This window comes from Vibrio sp. S12_S33 (genome assembly GCF_963889785.1).
GTDB classification, from domain to species: domain Bacteria; phylum Pseudomonadota; class Gammaproteobacteria; order Enterobacterales; family Vibrionaceae; genus Vibrio; species Vibrio aestuarianus.
In genome coordinates this window covers 26,195-48,195 of sequence record NZ_CAWPQZ010000029.1, presented here as the reverse complement: position 1 = coordinate 48,195, position 22,001 = coordinate 26,195, and the positions used below count along the sequence as shown (strand labels likewise).

Sequence of the window (22,001 nt, the reverse complement as noted above, 5' to 3'; positions counted from 1 at the left end):
TACCCATGACGTCTGAAATACTGTATTTCGGTGGGATAAGCATCATCATATGCAGATGATCTTCATCAAAGCCTATCGTCTCGATCTCAACGCCAGGTAAACTTCGCAGTAACTTTGGCATAACCTTCCGTAGGTAGCTGCACATACCAGGATTCAGGATTTTCCGACGGTACTTAGTTACCCAAACTACGTGATACTTCGTGTAATAGACACTATGGGACGAGGTGTAATATTGCATTTATCCATCGTACCGTCTCCAAAGGCATTCATCCACGGGTAAACCCGTGGTTTTCTGTATCCACAGAATAAAATGAACGCATTGCGAATTATATGCAGTGCGCTCATGCTTTAAGCAGGTTTAAAATAACGTTTTTAAACTCTGATAGAGCGCTTGATATTTAACTCGCTTTTCTTGATATCGAAAGTGCTTATCACTATCTGGATAATGTGTTTCAATCATTACTGGAACAGGGCAGATATCAGATATAGGTGTAGCATTACTCATTGCTAACCGAGCTAGTCTCGCTGCCCCAAGAGCTGGGCCAACTTCACCTCCAGCCCGATAAGTTAACGTTTGACCAAGAATATCGGCCAACATTTGTCGCCAATATTGGCTTTTAGCGCCTCCACCTATAAGAGTGATTTCGTCAGGTGTTTCCCCCGCATCATAAAGCGCATCCATACCATCAGCAAGGGCAAAGCCAACACCCTCCAAAACCGCCAGCCCTAAGTCAGCTTGATCGGTGTTGTGGGTCATACCGAAAAATACACCTTTTGCATTTGGATCATTGTGAGGAGTCCGCTCACCCGAAAGATAGGGCAAAAATACGACATTACTATCAGGATTTGCTTTTGCCTCAACTTTATCCAGCAGTTGGGACACATCATCTATACCAATTAATTGAGCAACCCACGAAATGCAGGACGCAGCACTTAGAATCACAGACATTGAATGCCAAACGTTTGGCAGGGCATGACAAAAGCTGTGTAATGCAAAATCTGGGTTAGCGGCAACCCCTTCGCTTACGGCGAAATAAACTCCCGAAGTACCCAGTGACAACATCGCCTGCCCCGGCCGAGTAATACCTACACCAATAGCGCCTGCCGCATTATCGCCAGCACCGGCTACAATGGGAACAGCCATCAGCCCCCACTTGTTAGCAAGCTCTTTTTTAAGCACCCCCGTAACTTGATTACCTTCAAACAATCTGGGCATATGCTCTCTGGTAAGGCCTGTTGCTTGCAGTAATACATCACTCCAGTCACGTTTCGCAACATCCAGCCACATCGTGCCTGCAGCATCTGACATATCGGTTGCATAGTCCCCCGATAACCGAAAGCGTATATAGTCTTTGGGTAGCAGGACCTTAGCTATTTTTTTAAAGCAATCTGGTTCATTACGCTGCAACCATTTTATTTTCGGTGCGGTAAACCCAGGCATCATTATATTTCCAGTTATATCTCGGCTCTCAGGCACCATTTTCTCAAGTAACTGACAAGCTTCAAAGCTTCGTCCATCATTCCACAAGATAGCTGGTCGAAGAACTTCTCCCTTTTGGTCTAACAGCGTCGCGCCGTGCATTTGACCAGACAAACCAATCGCCTGGACTTTCGATAAATCATGTATCTGCCCCAATTTTACTATCGCGTCATCTGTTGCTTGCCACCAATCTTGTGGCGATTGCTCTGACCACAACGGATAAGGGCGACAAACAGAGAGTGCCGATGTTTCAGAACCCAGAATAATATCCTTGTCATCTAGCAGTACAACCTTGACACCAGACGTTCCTAAATCAATGCCAATAAACATTTCGAATCCTACTTGTTATTCAATCCAAAAAATGACGAATTACTCTGCTGGCCACAACCATGCAGAACCACGAACACCACTAGAGTCACCATACAAGGCGGGCTTTATTGGCGTATGACATTCGAAACCAAAGACATACTGTTGAAGCAACAAAGGAACACTTTTATACAAGCGCTGAATGTTACAAACGCCACCAGCTAATACGATTACATCGGGATCAAGCACATTTATCACACTCGCCAGCGCTTTTGCTAATCTGCGCTCATAGGCTTCTAAAGACTTATTCGCAATTTCATCACCAGCTTCAGATAACTCAACAATCTCATGCCCTTTAAGCAACTTGCCTGAACGTCTTTCATAATCAGCACATAGCCCTGTACCAGACACAAACTGCTCAATACACCCAGATTGACCACAGTAACATTCTGTGGAATCACTGAATTCTCGCTCTTCAGGGTCTTGCCATGGCAGTGGATTATGCCCCCATTCGCCACCAATACCATTGCCACCATTATGAGGCTTACCATCAATAACGAGCCCCGCACCGCACCCCGTACCTAAAATAAGCGCAAAGACGACTTTCTCACCAGCACCTGCACCATCAGTTGCCTCCGATACCGCCATACAATTCGCATCGTTAGCTACTCGCACTTCTCGCTTGAGCAATTGCGATAAATCTTTATCTATTGGCTGACCATTTAGCCAGACAGAATTCGCGTTTTTTACGCGCCGACTATACGGTGACACAGTGCCAGGGATACCAACACCAACAGTGCCTACTTGCCCTGTCGCTTGCTCTGCATCATCAACAAGTCCTTGGATAGCCTTTAGTGTTTGCTCATAAGAGCCTCGAGGCGTTGGAATTCGTTTACGAAACAACTCCTCCCCTTGATTTGAAAGCGCGATAACCTCAATTTTTGTACCACCTAGATCAATACCTATACGCACTTGTTTTTCCCTCTTATTCTCGTGAATTAAAAATCGCTAGACCACTCTCACAAATTGACTATTACACCCTGTGATATAGTTATGGTTCTTGTATACAATCAACCAATTTAAACGATTACGTTATTCGCTGATCAGATAATGAAAAATGTCCCCATTCTTATCATTGATGATGACCAACAAATATGTGAATTATTAGTAGATACATTGTCTGAGTATGGATATTCGGTGCTCACGGCCAATGATGGCCAAAGTGCTCTCAAAATTATCAAGGAGCAAACGAATATTGGGCTTATATTCCTCGATTTAATTTTGCCAGACTCCAATGGCTTAAGCTTACTTCAACATATCCGCTCCACCACAGATTATCCGGTTATTATGCTGAGCGGCTTAGGAAGTGAATCCGATGTAATCGTCGGTCTAGAAATGGGGGCCGATGACTATATTCCCAAACCTTTCCGGCCTCGTATTGTTGTAGCGCGAGCAAAAGCCGTAATGCGGCGTGCAAACCATAGTGCCGGAGCTAGCCCATCGTCACACCGCCAGGGGCTAAAATTTAATGGTTGGTTGTTGGATACACAGAACTATCGCCTCTATGACCCTAATGATAATGAAATCCCTGTTACGCAAGGTGAATATACGTTGCTCTATTCGCTACTTAGTAACCACCGAAAAGTATTATCACGCCAACAGCTACTCGATTTAACTCACAGCGACACATTGGAAATCTACGATAGAACCATTGATGTCCTGATTATGCGCCTGCGGAAAAAAATCGAGCTAAATCCAAAACAACCTGAACTGATCCGTACTATTCGCGGTGTCGGTTATGTGTTTGCTTGTAATGTATTGCAGGACACTACCCTAGTTTGAGCAATTACTATCCTTCACACACCAGCTGTTGCCGTGACACGTTACTCTCTACGAATGACTTAATTTTATGGAGTGCCACAATACCGTCATTCGCATTAGCTTCTGTAAGACAAAAATGGGCACAAGCGTTAGCAATCTTCAGAGATAACGACATATCAAAAGACTCATGACACGCATAAAGAAAACCCGCGCAAAATGCATCACCAGCCCCAACTGTTCCTTTAATTTCATCTCGATCAATCTCATATGACGGTTGTATGACAGGTTGCTGTCCAGCTTGTACTCCACACGCTCCTTCAGGACAGTGAATAACAACTCGCTCTCTGACACCCATTTGTAGTAACTTGAGTGCAGCTTGCTCCAGCGCAGAACTATCTAGGCTTCCATCTGACTGGCGAATGCAAATATCAGTAAGCCCCATTGCTTCTAGTTCATTGATAACCAAGTAATCGGTATAGCATAGAGCCGGAACAACTAAGCGTTGATATCGAGTTGAGTCACTCTCCGAGACTAAATCTAAGGAGGTTTTCATACCCTTTGCCCGCATAGTCGCAATAACTTTTGCACCTACGCTGCCATATTCTGGATCAGCGCAATCCAATTTATCGAGTAGCAGCAGATAGCCAAGATGAAAAATACGCGCTGATGAATGTATTGCCTCAAAGTCTGACAAATTCAAAAGCGCGTTTGCTCCTCGACGATGAAAAAATGTTCTCTGCCCGCCGACTATAGACATCACCTGGGTCATAGATGTCGCGACTTTATCTGTTTGTTTAACTCGACTCCAATCAATGTTACTTGAAGCTAACTGCTGCAAAATAAAGTCAGCTTCAGTATCGCGCCCCAAAAGCCCCATGGCTTGTAGAGGAAAGGAGACTTGCATCATATCCAAGGTAAAGAGCAAGTTTAGAGGCGATCCTCCAGTTGCAGATTCACTGCCAGTGATTTCCGCTAGTCTTCCTTGCTCAGGCCAGTCACTGATTGAGTGCACATAATCCACTAACATATTGCCAGCAGCTAAAATCCCTTGCCTCATAAATCCTCCCTTCTCCTTCAATACAGCCTCGTCAAGGTTTACTTACAGCGGTTAATGCTGCCAAAAATCGCCATCTGCTGTTGAACCGTGGTAGAAATCACTTCTTCCATAGCCAATAAAGACTCCGCAAGTTTGTCGTAGCGAGAGCTTTCACTGGTCAATTTCTGCGTCAATGTACCGAGAGCGGCTTCAGACATTCCGGTGTAGAAATTGATTTTATGAATGCCCAGTTCAATGGCCTTTCGAAAATCATCATCGCTGATACCGCTACCACCATGAAGCACTAAAGGCACACCGGTGGTTTCACGAATCGCATCTAATCTTGCAAAATCTAGCTTAGGTTCACCACGATACTTACCATGAGCGTTGCCAATGGCTACAGCTAGAGCATCGGTACCTGTAGATTTAATAAATGCCCTTGCCTGCAAGGGTTCGGTAAACTTAGACTCATCACAACTACCAAAGATATCTCCCCCCTCATCACCGCCAACAGCCCCTAATTCAGCTTCGACAGAAACACCAACAGCATGACACATCCTTACAACTTCACTTGTCTGTTGAACATTTTCTTGGTAGCTCAAACCTGATCCATCAAACATGACCGATGTAAAACCAGCGCGAACTGCACGCACGATTGCATCAAAACTAACACCATGATCTAAGTTCAACACCACTGGAATATCATGTCTTTCAGCCCTGTCTTTTATTGCTGCAACTAAGCTTTCTAAATCAATAAAAGGGAAATGAACTTCAGCAATATTGATAATAAATGGCGAGCGCTGCTTCTCTGCAGCATCAAATAAGGCATTGAGAAAATGCGTATCAATAACGTTAAATGCACCTAGAGCGTAATTTCCTTTTTGTGCTGATGCTAACCCTTGCGCCAAACTAATTAGAGCCATTACTGCTCCTCCTGATGATAAAAGTATTGTTGATATTCGTTACACAACACGCGATAGGGAGACTCATCCTCTTCAATTTCACTAAAACGTCCCTCTTCCTCAAAGAAACAGTTGTCCTGGTTGTCATCATTGACCATCGAAACTTCTCCCAACAAAACATCTTCTCCTTCAGCCCAAAAACTGTGGTAAAGATAAGGCGGAATACTGATGCTTTGACCCGGCTGCATATAAATGAGGTCACCCGCTTTAACCTGCCTAGGAACACCATCTACTATCACGGTGACATCATCCAAAGAACGTGTGCGATCGGCATTACCATTGAACACTTGAACAACCAGAGTTCCGCCCGCTTTGTTAATGATGTCTTCCATCTTGTACCAGTGATAATGCATTGGGGTTACTTGGCCAACTTTCGTCATCATGATTTTTTCAGCGTAGGGTTTGCTGTAGGGATGGCCATTTGGAGAGCCGTTTCGCAAAGTGAAAAGAAGAAGGCCGATATTATCAAAATCACCACGGCCTAGATCGGTAACATCCCATCCTAAATGAAGGTCAACCAGTTCGGCGACCTCTTGGCGCTTTTTTCGCTCCCACTGTGCGGGGCTCCAATGAGCAAACTCGGGCAGACTGACATGATATTTTTCACAGAGTGCTTCAGCATTTTTTATCGCTTGGTTTATTTCTGAGCGTTTCATTGAGCACCTCCTGCTCTTATTAGATAAATCCCCCTAAAGAAAATTAGGGAGACTTATCAGTATGACTTATTTCACTGTCCAGCCTTTGTAGCTATCAATATTAGTTCTGTTAACCATTTCCACTGGGATCAACACAGGCTGCTCTGGTGCATCCTGACCTTGAAGAATTTCATAACCAATACGAACAGCCTCAGCTGCCATCACTTGAGGATCTTGTGCTGGTGTGCCAACAAACAAACTGGCTTTACGTTTAAGTGCTTCTTCAGCGTCCGGCGAGCCGTCGACACCCATGATAAAGAACTCATTACGTTGCGCTTGTTTTGCTGCCAAGTCAGCCCCTATCGCAGTTGGATCATTGATAGCAAATACAGCATCAATTTTTGGATTAGCAATCAATAGTGATGTCATTACCTCTAAGCCACCTTCTCGACTACCTTTTGCGTTCTGGTTATGAGATAACACATTGATACCTTTATGCTTATCAAATACATCCATACAACCTTGAACGCGATTTTGAACAGCAGATACTGGTGGCCCATTGATGATAACGACATCACCTTTACCATCAATGCGATCTACGATGCTCTCACAGGCGATTACCCCAGCTTGGTAGTTGTTGGATGTTACTGTGGCATTGGCACCATCAGCAGCTACATCAACAGCAATTACGATGATCCCTTCCTTGCGAGCACGTTTCACTGCAGGGCCAATTCCTCTTGAATCAGCCGCATTCAAGATAATCATATCCACACCAGCCGCGATAAAGTTATCAATTTGGGAAACTTGCTGTCCTAAGTCATAACCACTAGAGACTAAGGTCACATTGACGTCATCGCCAGCCAGCTCACGCGCTTTTAATTCAGCGCCTTTCGCAATCTGAACAAAAAATGGATTTGCTAAATCACCTACGGTTACTCCAATAGATTTCAAATCCTTTGCCTGGGTAAAAGGCGCTGCAACTAATAATAGCGAAGCAGCTAATGTTTTTAATTTCATTGTTATCTCCTGATTGTCTGACTTATTAAGCCATGTGATTTCGAGTGCGATATTTATCAATAAGTACTGCGATAATAATTACTGCACCTTTAATAACGAGTTGCCAAAAGTAGGACACTCCCATTAGTGTCATTCCATTGTTTAATGTTGAAATAATCAGTGCACCAATTAGAGTTCCGGTAATTGTACCTATTCCTCCGACAAAGCTGGTGCCACCAAGAATAACTGCTGCAATTGCGTCAAGCTCATAGCCAACACCCAAGTTACCATTGGCACTATAAAGACGGGATGCGCTCATTACACCACCTAGGCCAGACAATAAACCGCTGGTGGCATAAGCGAAAACTAAGACCATCGACACTTTCACACCGGTAAGCCTTGCTGCCTGCAGATTTCCACCTACAGCATAAATATGGGTGCCTAGTGTAGTTCTACGTAAAATAAACCAACACAAAGCAATAACTGAGAATGCAATAATAACAAGCCAAGGAACCGGACCTAAATAACTATTACCTATCCACTCAAATGAAATATCAGAATTAATCACTGTCGTTCCGTCAGCAACCAAATAGGCCATTCCTCGTAATGCGGTATAAGTACCAAGAGTGACGATAAAAGGAGGTAACCCTGCATAAGCAACCAATAATCCATTAAAAACCCCCATGCCAAGGCCGGCAAGCAATGCAATCGGCACTGCAAATTCCGCTAGAGCAGGGTTAATCGATGCAATCAATGCAATAACCGCAGTTACCCCAAGAATGGAACCCACCGATAAATCAATACCGCCAGTCAAAATAATAAAAGTCATACCTGCCGCAAGCACAATGTTGATTGATGCCTGACGAGCAATATTCATCATATTGGCTTCGGACATAAAGTGAGGCGCAACAAAACTGAATACTATGACAATAAGAATCAATACCGGTAATATTCCCAATGCTTGCATTGCATCAGCCATTGCGATTTTTTTTATTGACTTAGACCCACCAGTGGTGCTTGCTATTTTTTCCATTTTAAACCTCACACTCTGTTTTAATCTCTGATTGATGATCTGCAGTTTCTACAGCCCCACAGGCCAGGGTCATAATTGATTCTTGGCTGATTTCTTCTTGTTGCAACTCACCAACTACATATCCTTCTCGCATCACATAAACGCGGTCACTCATCCCCACAACTTCTGGTAATTCACTAGAAATCATTAAGATAGCTACACCTTGCCGCGCCATCTCTGTCATCATTCTGTATATTTCACTCTTGGCGCCGACATCAACACCACGGGTCGGCTCATCAAGAATAAATACTTTGGGGTGAATAGCCATCCAACGAGAAAGCAATACTTTTTGTTGATTTCCTCCAGAGAGACCTCCCACCTCAACTTTTGCATGAGGAACTCGGATATTAAGAGCTTCGATGGCTTCAGATGTGATGCTCTTTCCTTTCGCTAAATCCATAACCAGCATCTTCGCGTCACGTTCAATAGTGGCCATGATTATGTTGTCGTGAACCGCCATATCAAGGAATAACCCCTCTTCCTTACGGTTCTCTGGCAACAGTCCGATACTATTTTTGATGGCATCTCTTGGGGAGCTAAGCTCTACTTGTTGTGAGTTCAAAAAGACTTTACCTTCAGTAGGCTTACTCGCCCCAAACAACAAATGAGCTAACTCCGAGCGTCCCGCTCCAACTAGGCCTGATAACGCAACTATCTCGCCAGCGCGGATGGTCAAAGAAGCTTGTCTTACTTTATTTCCATCAGACAATTTCTCTATACGCAGAACTTCTTCACCAAGAGATATTTGCTCTTTATTAAATAAATCGGTAAGAGATCTTCCCACCATCATTTGAACCAGTGTCGACGCATCTAGCTTTTCGCGAGTTAAGCTTCCAACATATTTACCATCGCGTAGAACACTAACCCGATCAGCTAATTCATAAATCTCTGCCATGCGATGGCTAATATAAATTATTGCCAATCCCTCATCGCGAAGCTTTTTAATCAATTTAAATAATTTATCGGTTTCGCGAGAAGACAAAGCAGCTGTTGGCTCATCCATCACAAGCACTCTACTATTGCGGTGCAATGCTCGTGCTATTTCCACCTGTTGTTGCTCAGCAATTGTCAATGAAGAAACTTTCTGGGAAGCAAAAAATAGAGCACCTAAACGATCTAGAACTAGCTGTGACTCCTGCTCCATCGTTTTACGGTCTAAACCAAAAACTCTCTTCAACTCCCTGCCGAGAAATATATTTTCAGCAACAGTTAAGTTCGGAGAAAGGTTAATTTCTTGATAGATGAGATTGATGCCCGCCTTTATCGCATCGTTAGGCGTATCAATGGAGTAAGGTTTTCCATCGATATTCACCTGACCTGCCGTGGCAGAATAAGCTCCCGCTAAAATTTTCATTAGCGTGCTTTTGCCAGCACCGTTCTCCCCCATTAAAGCGTGAATCTCTCCCTTATACACACTCAAATCGACATCTTTTAACGCATAAAAACTGCCAAATCGCTTTGCTATTCCCTGCATTTGCAGCAACGGCGATTGACTGTTTGTTATTGATGGCTGGTGGTTCATGATAAACGCCCAAATCGGTCCATAAATTTGAATAGAGATATTCAACCACAAATTTATGAACGTGAAATTTTTAGCCCTGTACACAATTGTCATAAAGTTAAAGATAAAAACTGGATAATAGTGTGTAAGTTGGCTGTTAATCTGGGGCTTGGATATTTTTATGTTGGAACAACTCAAGCGAAAGCTCGCTCGCATCGGCGCTCGAGGACGATTATTCTTATTTAACCTTTTAGTTGTTGTATTAACTTTTTCGATCGGAATCATTGCGGTATTTGGTTTCAAGGACACGCACAAGTCAGTAGAGAATTTAAAAACTACATCACTAAACCAAATGTCGCTATCGATGGAGTTAGGCGTAAAAACTGCTCAGATTTCAACCTACGCTGTACGACTTACACAAACATTAAACGCAATAGAATATCAAGCAGAATCAAAATCGTTACGCCAAAAAGCCGCTCAGCTGAAAGATATATTGCAACAGCTCTCAGCGAAGACTTCTCCTGACAATACAAATTTTAACGACATCTCTAATGCCGTAAATAAGTTAGAGTTAAGTATTAGCGCACTGTTAGAGATGACACATTCACGCCATCTAACTCAAGCAGATACGTTGAGCTACTTGTTTCAAGGGCAACTTTATATTCAGCATTTAAAGGAACTAGCTCAAACACACTTCTCGGACAGCACCATAAGCAAACAGCTCTCAGAGATAGATCATTTACTGCAAGAAGCGGCCGATTATCCTTTTTCTCCCAGCATATTTAATCTGCTTCAATCGCGATTTATGGAATTACCGGAAAGATTGATCCCCTCTCTCTTTAACATTAAAGTTCAAGCGCTTGGTCAAGCGATCAATTTGGCTACATTGGATGCAAATAAACTAAGAGAATACAGCTTACGCATTCGTTTTCTGACTTATCAGATTGAAACGTTTGTGAAGCAACTAGATAAGGACTACACCAAATTTGCCCGATACAAAACACAACAAGCTATTGATGAATCGCAAAAGGAGCAGAACCAAATTTCAGATAATATCAACATGATCTTTTTGATAAGCGTTATCGCAATTATTATTACAATTTCAATGGGGCTCTATATCTATTTAATCTTAGGTAATAGCCTTTTCTCTATTACACAAGCGATGAAAAAGTTAGCACAAGGCGACCGCAGCGCCAAAGTGCCTCAGCAAAACAGAAATGATGAAATAGGCGACCTTGCCCGTTCCTTTCATATTTTTTATAAAAACGTAGCCAAGTTAGAACACACCACACAATTACTGGAAGAAAAAAGTCGCTTACTGGAAAGAACCTTTCTCGCGATGCGTGATGGATTCGCTATATTTGATAACTACAACCACCTAATTGCCTGTAATGAGCAGTTTTATAACTTACTGCAAACATCACCTGAAACATTGCCTCCTGGTACCGATTTTTCTCTGATCGCCACCTTATTAAATCAGCAGCAAACTCATATTTATGGCACTGAAAGTGTAGTAGAAGTGCAAAAACTCTTAGAAACAAGTACAGAACAAGAGCCGCTTGAGCTGCAATGCAACGACATCATTATCGAATGGCGTAACAGCTCCCTTACCGATCACGGTTTTGCTTGCATATTAATTGACAGAACCAAACGCAAAGAGCTTGAACTTCATCTAGCTCAAACGCAGAAGATGCAGGCCGTAGGACACCTTACAGGAGGAATTGCTCACGATTTCAACAACCTTCTTGCTGTGATTATTGGTAATTTAGAGCTTATTTCAAAAAACACACTACCAGAATGCGAAACTCGCCGCTTTAACCGTGCATTGAAGGCCGCAGAGAGCAGCGCCTTACTGACTCAACGTCTACTTGCCTACTCCCGTAAACAGCCTCTTTGCCCAAAGCCAGTGGACATTAATAATTTGATTTACAGCATTAAAGATCTGATGGGACATTCACTGCCCCCTTCCATAACAATAGAGCTGCAATTAAGTATATCGTTACCACCAGCGATGATAGACGCAAACCAACTGGAAACTGCATTAATGAACCTGATTGTTAATGCCAAAGATGCGATTGAAGAGGTGGGTACAATCAACGTAGTGACCACCCAATTAATCGTTGAACGCAAAAACCGAACAGAAGAAATGTTGCAAATATCTATCATAGATCAAGGTTGCGGTATGGATGAAACCACCTTGCAACAAGTATTTGAACCATTTTTCACCACGAAACCAACAGGAAAAGGCAGTGGGCTTGGCCTTTCAATGGTTTACGGTTTTATTCGCCAATCTGGGGGACGCATTGAAATCGACTCAAAAAAAAGATATGGGACTGCCGTACACTTGCAGTTGCCCATCGCTAAGCAACGAACAACCAACGACTTAAAGTCAGCAATCAGTCATGACCAGAATAATATTAAACACCCGCTAATCTTGCTTCTTGAAGACCAAATGGAACTTCAAGCTACGCTGAATGATCAGCTTCATCAGATGGGCTATATCACATTAGTATGCAATACAGGCGAAGAGGCGCTTCGTATCATGGAAAACAATCCAGAAATAAACATACTAATAAGTGATATTGCTTTACCCGGTAAAACCAATGGGATTGAGGTGGTCAAACGTGCTACCACTATCAATACCGAACTTAAAGCACTACTAATTAGTGGGCATCACGAAGCTATGCTAAATAAGCACCTCAACTTACCAGCCCCTTTACTGAAAAAACCCTTTAACCAGGAGCAATTAAAACAGGCCCTTCATAGTCTGTAGTTAAAAAACCTCTCTATTCAATTACTTATGAATTCTGTGATTTTACCATTGGTAAGTAAACGGTACACCAAGTAGCTGAAAGAATCCTGAGAATATGGGGATAGGTATAAGCTTCCTCGGAGTACTTTTTACTATCGAGTCAAGGAACGTAAGCCAAAAATCAACAAATGGCTGGCAGTAAAAATAAAAAGACTTATAGATGCCTTACCTTACACAGGGTATCGCACCGTTGCATTTTTACTGGGTGAAAACAAAAACACCATCCAACGCATTATGAAGTTGAAAGGTTGGCAATGTCGTAAACGCCAAATTGGCTTTAGACCTCGTGTTGAAGTGAAAGCTTCTGTCGCCCAAGCGCCTGATTGTAATGATCCAGCGCTGGTCTACAGATATCGCAAGAGTCTGGAGATGACAATAAAAAGCCAGCAATCATGATTTACTGGCTTTTACAAAAAGATTTCAGTTGGCGTTTAGATTCTAAACGCTCCTACGTGACGATCGAGTGTTCTCGATAATTCCGCAAGTTGTTGACTTGACTCTTCCAGTTGTTCACTCGCCGCTAACGCATTTTTCACGGAGTGGCTGACCGTATCCATATTCATGTTAATTTCATTTGCTACCGTCGATTGTTGCTCTGTTGCCGTTGCCACTTGAGTGTTAATATCCAAAATAGTGGTCACTTGATCAGCAATTGCCTCTAGTGCTTGTCGAGCTAGCTCTGTTTCTGCCGTGCCTTCTTCAATAAGAGTCCTACTATTATTCATTGAATTAACCGCACTTTGAGCTTCAGTTTGCAACTGGTGGATCATATTATCAATTTCATCGGTGGACTGAGCCGTTTTAGTTGCAAGATTACGAACTTCATCTGCCACTACTGCGAAACCTCGTCCCGCATCACCTGCGCGCGCAGCTTCAATAGCGGCATTTAACGCTAATAGGTTCGTTTGCTCAGAGATCCCTCTAATGACCTCGAGAATGCTACCAATCGACTGAGTATTGTCCGCAAGACTCACGATAATGTTGGAAGTGCTATTCATCTCGTTTTCAAGATTCGCCATCGCCGTCTTGGTTCTTTCTAGCGTCTTGTAGCCATCTTGAGTCTCGTTACTTGCTACACCAGCAGCACTTGCTGCACCAGCAGCATTTGCTGCAATTTCGTTGACCGTCGCAATCATTTCGTTCATAGACGTAACAACCAGCATGGTTTGCTCATTCTGCTCTTCTCCCCTTGCAAGCGATTGTTGAGATTGTCCACGCAGTGCAACAGCAGAGCCATTCAGCTCCACACCAGTATTTACGACTTGTGTAATAATTTCATGTACTTTGCCAACAAACACATTAAATGCCGAAGAAATTTGTGCAACTTCGTCGTTACCTTTTGCAGGCAAACGAACCGTTAAGTCTCCATCACCTTTCGAGATATCTTGCAGAGCATCCTTAAGCGCAGAAAGCGGTCTCATCAACTTGTTTAGCAAGAGTGATAGAACCAAAACACACAGAACGAAGATCACCACCATGGAAATCAGTTGGTAAGTAATAATTCCATTCGTCGCTTGACTCACTTCTGTAATAGGAATACCAATATCAAAAGTACCGTACAGTTGACCATCCACGTAAATCGGCGACATAATATCAAACACCCATACTTTCTGGACATCAGCATACCATTTAGAATACTGTTGCACTCCCTTGGTTGCGCCTTCAACGGTATAGTTATCCTTGTAGGTTTTGTTCAGCTTTTGCTTATCACTGTGGGCAACAGCCATCACATTGCTATCGATTACGATAGCATAGGTTACGTCTGAACGTTGTTTCAAATCCTCAACGAGCGATTGTAAATCTTGCATTGGATTTGCTGAGTTCTCCAAAATATAACTTGCATTTTCCGCCAAAAACTCAGCTTGAACTTGGGATTTGTTTAAGATGATGTCATCGATTTTCCGACTCGAAATTAGGTACGTTGATGCCATACTTGCCACGACAGCAATACCAAACATAGCGCAAATGGCTAATAATATGATTCTTTTCATTTCAATTATCTCGGTATAATTCAATGTGATGCTCACGACAGAGCGCTAAGCCTTTCGCCCCTTAAGCCAATACAAACTGTATTTTTAGCCTATCTGTCAAAGCTAGATATAATGTAACTACGTTATCTTGTATCTGCCTAATTGATGATAACTTTAGAATGAAAGAAGAAAAATCCTTAATAGATCACACTTTTACAGGGCTTGTTGACACACAACACAATAGAGGGTGAGTTGAACATGGGCAGTAACTCAACTGCCATAACGTGAGCGCAATTACAAATACACGTACTGTCAACCTGTCACCTGATAAAAACGCGATAAAGATTAACATCGGCTACAAAGGTAGTATTAACCTGAACCCGGGATAAAAGTAGAAGTGAACTAAAAGCTGGTTCTGCGATCAGCTCTTAAGAGAGAATAATCGCAAGGAACCAGCTATGCATAAATTAGTAGACTTATTTTGCCATGTCGATGACTTTTGTAAGGCTTTTCTTCCTCAATGGCAAAAACTCCAACTTGAAAACGGTGAACGCAAGCGGAACCGTAAAGGACGCATGTCTGAGAGTGAAATAATGACCATCATTATTGCTTTTCATATGTCACATCAACGCGATTTCAAGAACTTCTACCTCAGCATTATTCACCGATATCACAAAAGTGAATTTCCTGCGCTACTGAGCCATACACGCTTTCTTGAAGTTATGTCATCAGTGCTCATTCCTTTAAGCTCTTTCTTCACTCATGTGAAAGGAGAGCCTGCTGGTATTGAATTTATTGGCTCTACCAGCATCAAAATCTGCCATAACTTACGTATCCCAAGGCACAAAGTGTTTAAAGGGACAGCAGCAAGAGGTAAAGGTACGATGGGCTGGTTTTACGGTTTTAAACTTCACATCATCACAAATTACCTTGGTGATATTGTTGCGGCCAAACTTACACCAGCTAATACTGATGATAGGAAACCTGTTCGTGAGTTATCAAAGGGACTATTCGACAAGCTTTATGCTGATAAAGGCTATATCAGTAAAGCGCTCACTGAAGATTTAAAAGAAGATGGCATTACACTGATAACAACGCACCGAAAGAACATGAAGCGAAAAGTTCTAGCGGCTTGGGATTGAGCGATGTTGTCGAAACGGTTCATTATCGAGACGATAAATGACCAACTGAAGAATATATCTCAGATAGAACATTCTCGTCATCGTAGCTTACATGGATTCATGCTGAACTTGCTTGGTGGCTTAATCACTTACTGTTTAAAACCAGAAAAGCCATCACTCAACATCACCAATACTGAAAAGTCTGGGTTGATGGCGATGGCTTAAACCGATCTCAGATTAGTATTATGTTCGATACTGGACTTAAGTAACGTGTTCATAGCCATACATATTTAAAAGTAAGATCACAGTACTTCTCTGATCTTGATTCCAATTTTAATAATATTAAAACCCTGAGATTAATGATGTAATGCATAAAATTGTGAATGTCGATCTTAGTATGATTTTTAGTGATGAAACACATGCTTTCCTCTCAAAGCTATCCTCCCTAATATTGCGTGCTTCCTGATGCCCGACTCGAGAAACAAACATAAAACCAAAGTAACCACCAGTATTTTTGTGACGGACAGCAAATAAAAAGACGATAAATTTGCGCTTAAAATATCGATTCAAATCACCTTTTCAGCGCATTTACTCCCATAAATATTATTCACACATCACATAAAACCGCTCAAATGTCACTGACCACGGTTTATTTCCACTTGAGAGTGGAAATAAGGCTTATCCACCCTTGATCCCTTTTACGCTATTTTCTTCTCCAAGCTAAACATTTGGAGAATCGAACGGTGCAAAACTCTCAACCCATTAGTATGGATGATGCACAGATTATAGAGCTTGGTTTGTCACTCACAGAACGAGCCATTACCTTACTTAATTCACACGCTATCTACCCCGATTCGCTGCAGAAAAAAATGCTAGAAACACATATCAAAGCGATGGTTTGGCGGTCGTTTAGCGGTGAATCGTTACCTGAACTCGATATGGAGATGTTTGATGAAATATCTCCCATTTGTTTCACCTTGGCCGAGCAAGTGTGTCGTTGGATAGAGAACCTCGCTTATGAAGAAGCGCATCTACTTTCGGTACATTTTGAAGTAGCTAAAGAAAACGAATTAAACCCAACAACAGGAGATACAACATGTCAGTAATCAAAGTAGTTATTGGTGATCGCATGGGCAAAGGTCAAAAAGTGGGAGCTGGTGCTCAAGCTGCAGGCGCTGAAGTGACCGTTATTCCCGGCATGGCAGCAGATATGAAATTAGGAGATGTCATGCATCAGCAGCAAGCCGATTTGGGGATCTCTTTTTGCGGCAGTGGCGGCGCAGGTGCTATCACTGCGCAAACAAAATATGGCTATCAATGCCGTTATGGAATGCGCTCTGTTGAGGAAGGGATAACCGCGATCAATGAAGGCTGTGTGGTTTTGGGTTTCGGCTTTATGGATAAAGAAGAGCTGGGCGAAAAACTGGTGAAGGCGTTTGTGGTTAAGCATGGCGTCAAAGCATGAAAGAGCAGTTAACCACTAAGGTAACCGTGAGTGGTAAAGGCGAAACAAAGCAACAGGCTTTTGCCGCTGCGTTAAACCAAATACAGCCCACGTTGCTTAAGAATAACACAAAAGTTCTCCTTCGGATTGAGCCGTTAGACGTCAACGTTTTGCAAGCAGAAGAGAAAGTAAAGCGAGAGAAATTCCTTTTCTTCTTTCTTGCAAGAGATCGACGTCAGTACAGCGTCAAGCTAGAGGTTACGGTCAACCTGACCCACATCGATGTGGAACAGGTCGATTTCAAACATTAACAGATCACTATAAGGATCCCTGATATGTTTCTTATCATTCTCTTTAAGTCCATCATCATTGGTGGCTTAGTCGGTATCGGCGTTGGTGTAGGTGCCGCAAGGATGTTCCATGCACCAACCATCCAAGGTATGGGCGCATTTCGTACTCTGGGAGAGTTGAACTCGTGTGAAGGTGACCCTGCCTCTCACTTCTCTTTTGGGCTTGGGTTCTTCTTTAATGCTTGGGCCTCAACGGTTGCGGCAGGGGCATTCACTCAAGATGTTGACCACCGCATAATTCCTAACTGGGGCGCGGCGGCGCTGATGACAAAAAACCGCGACCTTGCCACTACCTTGCATAATCCAAAACGAATGGGCATTGCGTGCGCCATCATCGGTGCGATTGTAGTTGCATTTCTTAACTCAACAGCGGCTGCCGTTCCTGCGGCGCTGCAAGTCACTGCGGTAAAGGTATTAGTTCCAGCGGCAAACTTATTGGTGAATACCGCCATGCCAGTTATTTTCTGGCTAGCAGCAATTGAAGCGGGTAAGAAATCGGGCTTTTGGGCCACTATCTTTGGTGGTTTAGCGCAAATGATCATGGGCAACGCTGTTCCAGGTTTGGTGCTGGGTATTTTGATTGGTAAAGGTGTTGAAGAGAGTGGTTGGAACAAAGTGACCCAGATCATGATGACGGCGATTATTGCACTGTTTGCGTTAAGTGCTTTCTTCCGCGGGTTCGACATAAAATTTATCGAAGCTTTTCATATGCAAGCTCCTTTGTGGCTTGAAAATATCCATCTCATGATCAATGGCAAATAAGGAGCTGACAATGGACGAAAAAATGAAACACAACTTTTGGTATGCCGACTGGTCTTTCCCTATTTTCGTGGGCCTGCTTTCAGCCGGAGTCTTTGCCGGAACGCACATGTACTACTTATACGGTGTCGGTGCTTTTAATGAAGTGGCGTTTGTTTCCATGCTACGAGCAGGGATGGATACAGGGGCTTACGGTGCGGTTGCAGCTTTTGGTGCAAGCTTTCTGTTTGCACGCATCATTGAAGGTTCGCTCGTGGGCATTTTGGATATCGGTGGTGCGGTGCAAACTGGTGTGGGTTTAGGGATTCCGGCCTTATTGCTAGGTGCTGGTATTGTTTATCCTCTTGAAAATTTCACGGCTTCGTTAATCACAGGCATGCTCGCTGGTTTGGCGATTGGTGGCTTAATTGTGCTGGCACGTAAATTCACCATCAACCAAAGCGATTCAACTTACGGGGCTGATGTGATGATGGGGGCAGGCAATAGCTCTGGCCGTTTTCTTGGACCATTGATCATTTTATCTGCAATGGCCGCTTCCATCCCAATTGGGATAGGCTCTCTGATCGGCGCATTGATTTTCTATGTGTGGGGTAAACCAATTACTGGTGGGGCAATTCTCGGAGCGATGGCGTTAGGGACTATTTTTCCTATCGCACTGTAAAACAAACTGGAGTTTAAATTCTATTGATAATCGCTCTTCGCACCGATGAGCGAAGAGCGTGAGATGACGAATTATGTATGACATCCTGATCAAAAATGCTCAACAAGCAAGTGGGGGTACTATTGATATCGCCCTTCAAGGCAACAAAATAGCGGCGGTGGGCGATCTTGTTGGTTTATTGGCAAGACAGACCATCGATTTAGATCATGACGTTTTTGTGAGTGCTGGTTGGATTGACGGCCACACTCACTGCTATCCGAACTCGCCTATTTATAACGACCACCCCGATAACATTGGGGTGTCAGGTGGTGTGACGACTGTCATTGATGCGGGCAGCACTGGCGCAAACGATGTGGATGATTTTGCACAACTTGCAGCGCAATGCACAACCCATGTGCGCGCTCTACTTAACATTTCGAAAATTGGTTTGTTGCGCCAAAATGAACTGGCAGATACCAACGACATTGATTTGGATAGCGCAAAGCAAGCCCTGCTTCGTCATCCCGAATTCATTGTCGGCTTAAAAGCACGCATGAGCGGTAGTGTTGTGGGTCACAATGGCTTAATGCCACTTCACGCAGCCAAAGCATTACAGCAGCAATGCAACTGCGTTCCATTGATGGTGCATGTTGGTAATGCGCCGCCAGATTTGGATGAGATTGTCGCTCTGCTGGGCAAAGGCGATATTCTCACTCACTGCTTTAATGGCAAGCCTAACCGCATCCTTGATTGTCATGGGGAAATAAAAAGCAGCGTTCAGCAAGCCAGGGCTCGAGGTATGAAACTTGATATCGGCCACGGCAGTGCCAGTTTCAGTTTTGAAGTGGCTGAGCAGGCAATCGCACAAGGGATTCTGCCAGATACGATCAGTTCTGACATTTACTGTAAGAACCGGCTCAATGGCCCGGTTTATGGGCTTGCCCACCTGATGTCGATGTTTTTTACGCTCGGATTGTCTCATGAGCAGATCATTGATCGCGTGACGAGTCAAGCAGCGCAAGCACTTCGCTTACCCAAAAAGGGGTACTTAATTGCAGGCTATGATGCCGATTTGACGCTCTACACCATCAATAAAGTGTCGGTTAACTATACCGATACTCATTACCAGCATCGAACTGGACAACAGAAATTTACGCCTCTTGCTGCCATCATTGACGGTAAGCTTGTATTGACTGAACAAGGACAACAGTATTATGTCTTCCATTCTTGAAAAATATCACTTGAAACAGGTGATCAACGCATCCGGCCGTATGACAGCTCTTGGTGTTTCCACTCCGCAACCGGAAGTAGAGCAAAGCGTCTGTTTTGGGATGAATAACTACTTTGAAATGAGCGAGTTGGTGAACAAAACCGGTCAGTATATTGCTCGTTTGCTACAGGTTGAAAATGCAGTCGTGGTCTCATGTGCTTCGGCGGGGATTGCACAGAGTATCGCAGCAGTCATTGTACGCGATAACCTTTATCTTCTTGAGCATCTGCATGCAAAAACGCACTCGATCGCAACGGATATTGTGATCCCAAAAGGGCATAACGTAAATTATGGAGCCCCGGTTGGCACCATGGTAAATCTTGGCGGCGGTAACCTGATTGAGGCCGGTTGGGCTAATGAATGCAGCGCAGAACAATTAGCCGCGGCGATCACCCCCAATACCGCCGCCATTCTCTATATTAAATCGCACCATTGTGTACAAAAAAGCATGTTAACCGTGACACAAGCGGCAAAAGTGGCTCAAGACCACCAGCTCCCGCTGATTGTTGATGCGGCAGCAGAAGAGGATCTACAACTCTATTATCAACAAGGGGCCGATCTGGTGATCTACAGTGGTGCGAAAGCGATTGAAGGCCCAACCAGCGGTTTGGTGATTGGGAAACATCAGTATGTGGAATGGGTTAAGCAGCAATCTGCAGGTATTGGCCGTGCTATGAAAGTCGGTAAAGAAGGCATTTTAGGCCTAACACATGCCATTGAACTATACTTAAACCGTCAACAAGAAACAGGCCAACAAATGGTGGATAAAATGACACCATTGATTGAAGGGTTAAACCGTATTGAAGGGATAAACGCGCGCGTGGTTTGGGATAGCGCAGGCCGAGATATCGCACGCGCAGAAGTGAGTTTTAATGCCAAAAAATTTGGTATGAGCGCCAATCAAGCCGTCACTCGCCTCAAAAATGGTAACCCTGCCATTTACTGCCGCGCTTACAAATCCAATGAAGGTTCGGTGGAATTTGATGTACGTAGCGTTTCATCCCACCAACTTGAACTTATTCTTAGCGCCATGAACCAACTGAATCAGGAGTCATTAGAATGTCTTTAAGCCCTAATTTTTACGCTGGCCGTGTATGTCTCAATGTGCTGGCAGGCTCTCATCATAATGCGATTGAAGTCCACCAAGCCGCAGAAGGCCATGTGTTGGTTGGTATGCTATCGAAAGATTACCCAGATACCGCAAGCGCAGCGGCTGATATGAAAGCATGCGCTAAAAAAATTGATAATGCCTTATCCATTGGCCTTGGCGCAGGGGATCCCAAACAATCGGATATGGTGACGGCTTTAGCCGGGATACTGCAGCCTCAACATGTCAATCAAGTCTTTACTGGTGTGGGGGCTACGCGTCAAGCTCTAGGTCAAAATCACACTATCGTGAATGGTTTGATTTCACCATCAGGCACTGTTGGCTTAGTTAAAATCTCAACTGGCCCGAAAAGTTCTGGTATGGAAGAGGCAATAGTTCCCGTTGATACGGCGATTGCCATGCTGCAAGATATGGGCTGCAGCTCGGTCAAATTTTTCCCAATGCAGGGGCTAAAATACAAAGCTGAGTACCAAGAAGTTGCCAACGCCTGTGCTCGTCACCACTTTTGGTTAGAGCCGACCGGTGGTATTGATCTAAATAACTTTGAAGAGATCTTACGCATCGCTCTCGATGCTGGGGTCGAAAAAGTCATTCCACACATTTATAGCTCAATCATCGATGAGCAGACTGGACATACTCGCCCCGAGGATGTGAAAACCTTGCTGGCCATTACTAAAAAACGATTGGCACATTCATAACACCGACGCCGGAGCACATG

At 43.6% G+C, this 22,001-nt stretch carries 20 protein-coding genes and 1 pseudogene; 11 read left to right on the top strand and 10 right to left on the bottom strand.

All coding sequences use genetic code 11. The features are described 5' to 3' along the window. The 3 genes from tnpA to mak form a co-directional block, all read right to left on the bottom strand. Positions 1-238, bottom strand: a 238-nt coding sequence (gene tnpA / locus AACW06_RS21030) for an IS200/IS605 family transposase (protein ID WP_192075447.1), incomplete at its 3' end; no start/stop codon positions are given. A gap of 120 nt (positions 239-358) precedes the next feature. Continuing rightward, positions 359-1,810, bottom strand: coding sequence for a xylulokinase (gene xylB, locus AACW06_RS13385; protein ID WP_192075446.1), 1,452 nt, complete (start codon positions 1,808-1,810; stop codon positions 359-361). Positions 1,811-1,849: 39 nt separating this feature from the next. Beyond that, positions 1,850-2,758 (bottom strand): fructokinase, encoded by a 909-nt coding sequence (gene mak / locus AACW06_RS13380; protein ID WP_192075445.1) that lies wholly within the window; start codon positions 2,756-2,758, stop codon positions 1,850-1,852. A gap of 138 nt (positions 2,759-2,896) precedes the next feature. On the opposite strand from mak, the gene AACW06_RS13375 reads away from it, so the two are divergent. Next, entirely contained in the window at positions 2,897-3,628 is a 732-nt protein-coding gene (locus tag AACW06_RS13375; RefSeq protein WP_192075444.1) for a response regulator, read from the top strand. Positions 3,629-3,635: 7 nt separating this feature from the next. Here AACW06_RS13375 and AACW06_RS13370 read toward each other — a convergent pair whose 3' ends face one another. From AACW06_RS13370 to AACW06_RS13345, 6 genes are all read right to left on the bottom strand, one after another. After that, positions 3,636-4,664, bottom strand: a complete 1,029-nt coding sequence (locus tag AACW06_RS13370) for a carbohydrate kinase family protein (protein WP_192075443.1) — start codon at positions 4,662-4,664, stop codon at positions 3,636-3,638. A gap of 38 nt (positions 4,665-4,702) precedes the next feature. After that, on the bottom strand, positions 4,703-5,566 hold the full coding sequence (locus AACW06_RS13365) for a ketose 1,6-bisphosphate aldolase (RefSeq protein ID WP_192075442.1): 864 nt from the start codon (positions 5,564-5,566) through the stop codon (positions 4,703-4,705). Beyond that, positions 5,566-6,261 carry a D-lyxose/D-mannose family sugar isomerase gene (locus AACW06_RS13360; protein ID WP_192075441.1) on the bottom strand — a complete coding sequence of 232 codons (696 nt, stop codon included), beginning with the start codon at positions 6,259-6,261 and terminating at the stop codon, positions 5,566-5,568. Before AACW06_RS13360 ends, AACW06_RS13365 begins: the two co-directional genes overlap by 1 nt. 66 nt (positions 6,262-6,327) lie before the next feature. Then, positions 6,328-7,257: an ABC transporter substrate-binding protein gene (locus AACW06_RS13355; protein WP_192075440.1), complete on the bottom strand. Its 930-nt coding sequence runs from the start codon at positions 7,255-7,257 to the stop codon at positions 6,328-6,330. A 25-nt stretch (positions 7,258-7,282) separates the two neighbouring features. Further along, on the bottom strand, positions 7,283-8,269 hold the full coding sequence (locus AACW06_RS13350; RefSeq protein ID WP_192075439.1) for an ABC transporter permease subunit: 987 nt from the start codon (positions 8,267-8,269) through the stop codon (positions 7,283-7,285). Position 8,270: 1 nt separating this feature from the next. Further along, a complete protein-coding gene (locus AACW06_RS13345; RefSeq protein ID WP_192075438.1) occupies positions 8,271-9,830 on the bottom strand; it encodes a sugar ABC transporter ATP-binding protein in 1,560 nt (519 codons plus the stop codon). 160 nt (positions 9,831-9,990) lie between these two features. Between AACW06_RS13345 and AACW06_RS13340 the strand changes: the two genes are divergently transcribed. After that, complete coding sequence (locus AACW06_RS13340) at positions 9,991-12,582, top strand: ATP-binding protein (RefSeq protein WP_192075437.1); 2,592 nt, start codon at positions 9,991-9,993, stop codon at positions 12,580-12,582. 470 nt (positions 12,583-13,052) lie between these two features. Here AACW06_RS13340 and AACW06_RS13335 read toward each other — a convergent pair whose 3' ends face one another. Further along, positions 13,053-14,612: a methyl-accepting chemotaxis protein gene (locus AACW06_RS13335; protein ID WP_192075436.1), complete on the bottom strand. Its 1,560-nt coding sequence runs from the start codon at positions 14,610-14,612 to the stop codon at positions 13,053-13,055. A 437-nt stretch (positions 14,613-15,049) separates the two neighbouring features. Between AACW06_RS13335 and AACW06_RS13330 the strand changes: the two are divergent. From AACW06_RS13330 to dagF, 9 genes and pseudogenes are all read left to right on the top strand, one after another. Then, a pseudogene (locus tag AACW06_RS13330) lies at positions 15,050-15,937 on the top strand (IS982 family transposase). A 518-nt stretch (positions 15,938-16,455) separates the two neighbouring features. Further along, complete coding sequence (locus AACW06_RS13325) at positions 16,456-16,818, top strand: transcriptional regulator (protein WP_337923457.1); 363 nt, start codon at positions 16,456-16,458, stop codon at positions 16,816-16,818. Next, the gene (locus AACW06_RS13320) at positions 16,809-17,177 is read left to right on the top strand and encodes an SFCGS family glycine-rich protein (RefSeq protein WP_192075435.1); all 369 of its coding nucleotides are present in this window, start codon (positions 16,809-16,811) and stop codon (positions 17,175-17,177) included. Before AACW06_RS13325 ends, AACW06_RS13320 begins: the two co-directional genes overlap by 10 nt. Next, a complete protein-coding gene (locus AACW06_RS13315; protein ID WP_192075434.1) occupies positions 17,174-17,467 on the top strand; it encodes a DUF4312 family protein in 294 nt (97 codons plus the stop codon). Before AACW06_RS13320 ends, AACW06_RS13315 begins: the two co-directional genes overlap by 4 nt. Before the next feature lie 24 nt (positions 17,468-17,491). Further along, entirely contained in the window at positions 17,492-18,268 is a 777-nt protein-coding gene (locus AACW06_RS13310; protein ID WP_192075433.1) for a DUF4311 domain-containing protein, read from the top strand. 10 nt (positions 18,269-18,278) lie between these two features. Further along, a complete protein-coding gene (locus AACW06_RS13305; RefSeq protein ID WP_192075432.1) occupies positions 18,279-18,926 on the top strand; it encodes a DUF4310 family protein in 648 nt (215 codons plus the stop codon). A gap of 73 nt (positions 18,927-18,999) precedes the next feature. After that, a complete protein-coding gene (locus AACW06_RS13300) occupies positions 19,000-20,136 on the top strand; it encodes an amidohydrolase/deacetylase family metallohydrolase (RefSeq protein WP_192075431.1) in 1,137 nt (378 codons plus the stop codon). Further along, positions 20,120-21,244, top strand: coding sequence for a DgaE family pyridoxal phosphate-dependent ammonia lyase (locus AACW06_RS13295; RefSeq protein WP_192075430.1), 1,125 nt, complete (start codon positions 20,120-20,122; stop codon positions 21,242-21,244). Before AACW06_RS13300 ends, AACW06_RS13295 begins: the two co-directional genes overlap by 17 nt. Further along, positions 21,235-21,981 (top strand): 2-dehydro-3-deoxy-phosphogluconate aldolase, encoded by a 747-nt coding sequence (gene dagF / locus AACW06_RS13290; RefSeq protein ID WP_192075429.1) that lies wholly within the window; start codon positions 21,235-21,237, stop codon positions 21,979-21,981. Before AACW06_RS13295 ends, dagF begins: the two co-directional genes overlap by 10 nt. The last annotated feature ends 20 nt before the right edge of the window (positions 21,982-22,001 follow it).

Coding starts and splice junctions, on each gene's coding strand:
- AACW06_RS13295 (WP_192075430.1), top strand. CDS start 20,120: ATGTCTTCCATTCTTGAAAAATATCACTTGAAACAGGTGATCAACGCA.
- AACW06_RS13305 (WP_192075432.1), top strand. CDS start 18,279: ATGGACGAAAAAATGAAACACAACTTTTGGTATGCCGACTGGTCTTTC.
- AACW06_RS13310 (WP_192075433.1), top strand. CDS start 17,492: ATGTTTCTTATCATTCTCTTTAAGTCCATCATCATTGGTGGCTTAGTC.
- AACW06_RS13370 (WP_192075443.1), bottom strand. CDS start 4,664: ATGAGGCAAGGGATTTTAGCTGCTGGCAATATGTTAGTGGATTATGTG.
- AACW06_RS13360 (WP_192075441.1), bottom strand. CDS start 6,261: ATGAAACGCTCAGAAATAAACCAAGCGATAAAAAATGCTGAAGCACTC.
- AACW06_RS13350 (WP_192075439.1), bottom strand. CDS start 8,269: ATGGAAAAAATAGCAAGCACCACTGGTGGGTCTAAGTCAATAAAAAAA.
- xylB (WP_192075446.1), bottom strand. CDS start 1,810: ATGTTTATTGGCATTGATTTAGGAACGTCTGGTGTCAAGGTTGTACTG.
- AACW06_RS13340 (WP_192075437.1), top strand. CDS start 9,991: ATGTTGGAACAACTCAAGCGAAAGCTCGCTCGCATCGGCGCTCGAGGA.
- AACW06_RS13355 (WP_192075440.1), bottom strand. CDS start 7,257: ATGAAATTAAAAACATTAGCTGCTTCGCTATTATTAGTTGCAGCGCCT.
- AACW06_RS13315 (WP_192075434.1), top strand. CDS start 17,174: ATGAAAGAGCAGTTAACCACTAAGGTAACCGTGAGTGGTAAAGGCGAA.
- AACW06_RS13365 (WP_192075442.1), bottom strand. CDS start 5,566: ATGGCTCTAATTAGTTTGGCGCAAGGGTTAGCATCAGCACAAAAAGGA.
- AACW06_RS13345 (WP_192075438.1), bottom strand. CDS start 9,830: ATGAACCACCAGCCATCAATAACAAACAGTCAATCGCCGTTGCTGCAA.
- AACW06_RS13335 (WP_192075436.1), bottom strand. CDS start 14,612: ATGAAAAGAATCATATTATTAGCCATTTGCGCTATGTTTGGTATTGCT.
- AACW06_RS13375 (WP_192075444.1), top strand. CDS start 2,897: ATGAAAAATGTCCCCATTCTTATCATTGATGATGACCAACAAATATGT.
- dagF (WP_192075429.1), top strand. CDS start 21,235: ATGTCTTTAAGCCCTAATTTTTACGCTGGCCGTGTATGTCTCAATGTG.
- AACW06_RS13320 (WP_192075435.1), top strand. CDS start 16,809: ATGTCAGTAATCAAAGTAGTTATTGGTGATCGCATGGGCAAAGGTCAA.
- AACW06_RS13300 (WP_192075431.1), top strand. CDS start 19,000: ATGTATGACATCCTGATCAAAAATGCTCAACAAGCAAGTGGGGGTACT.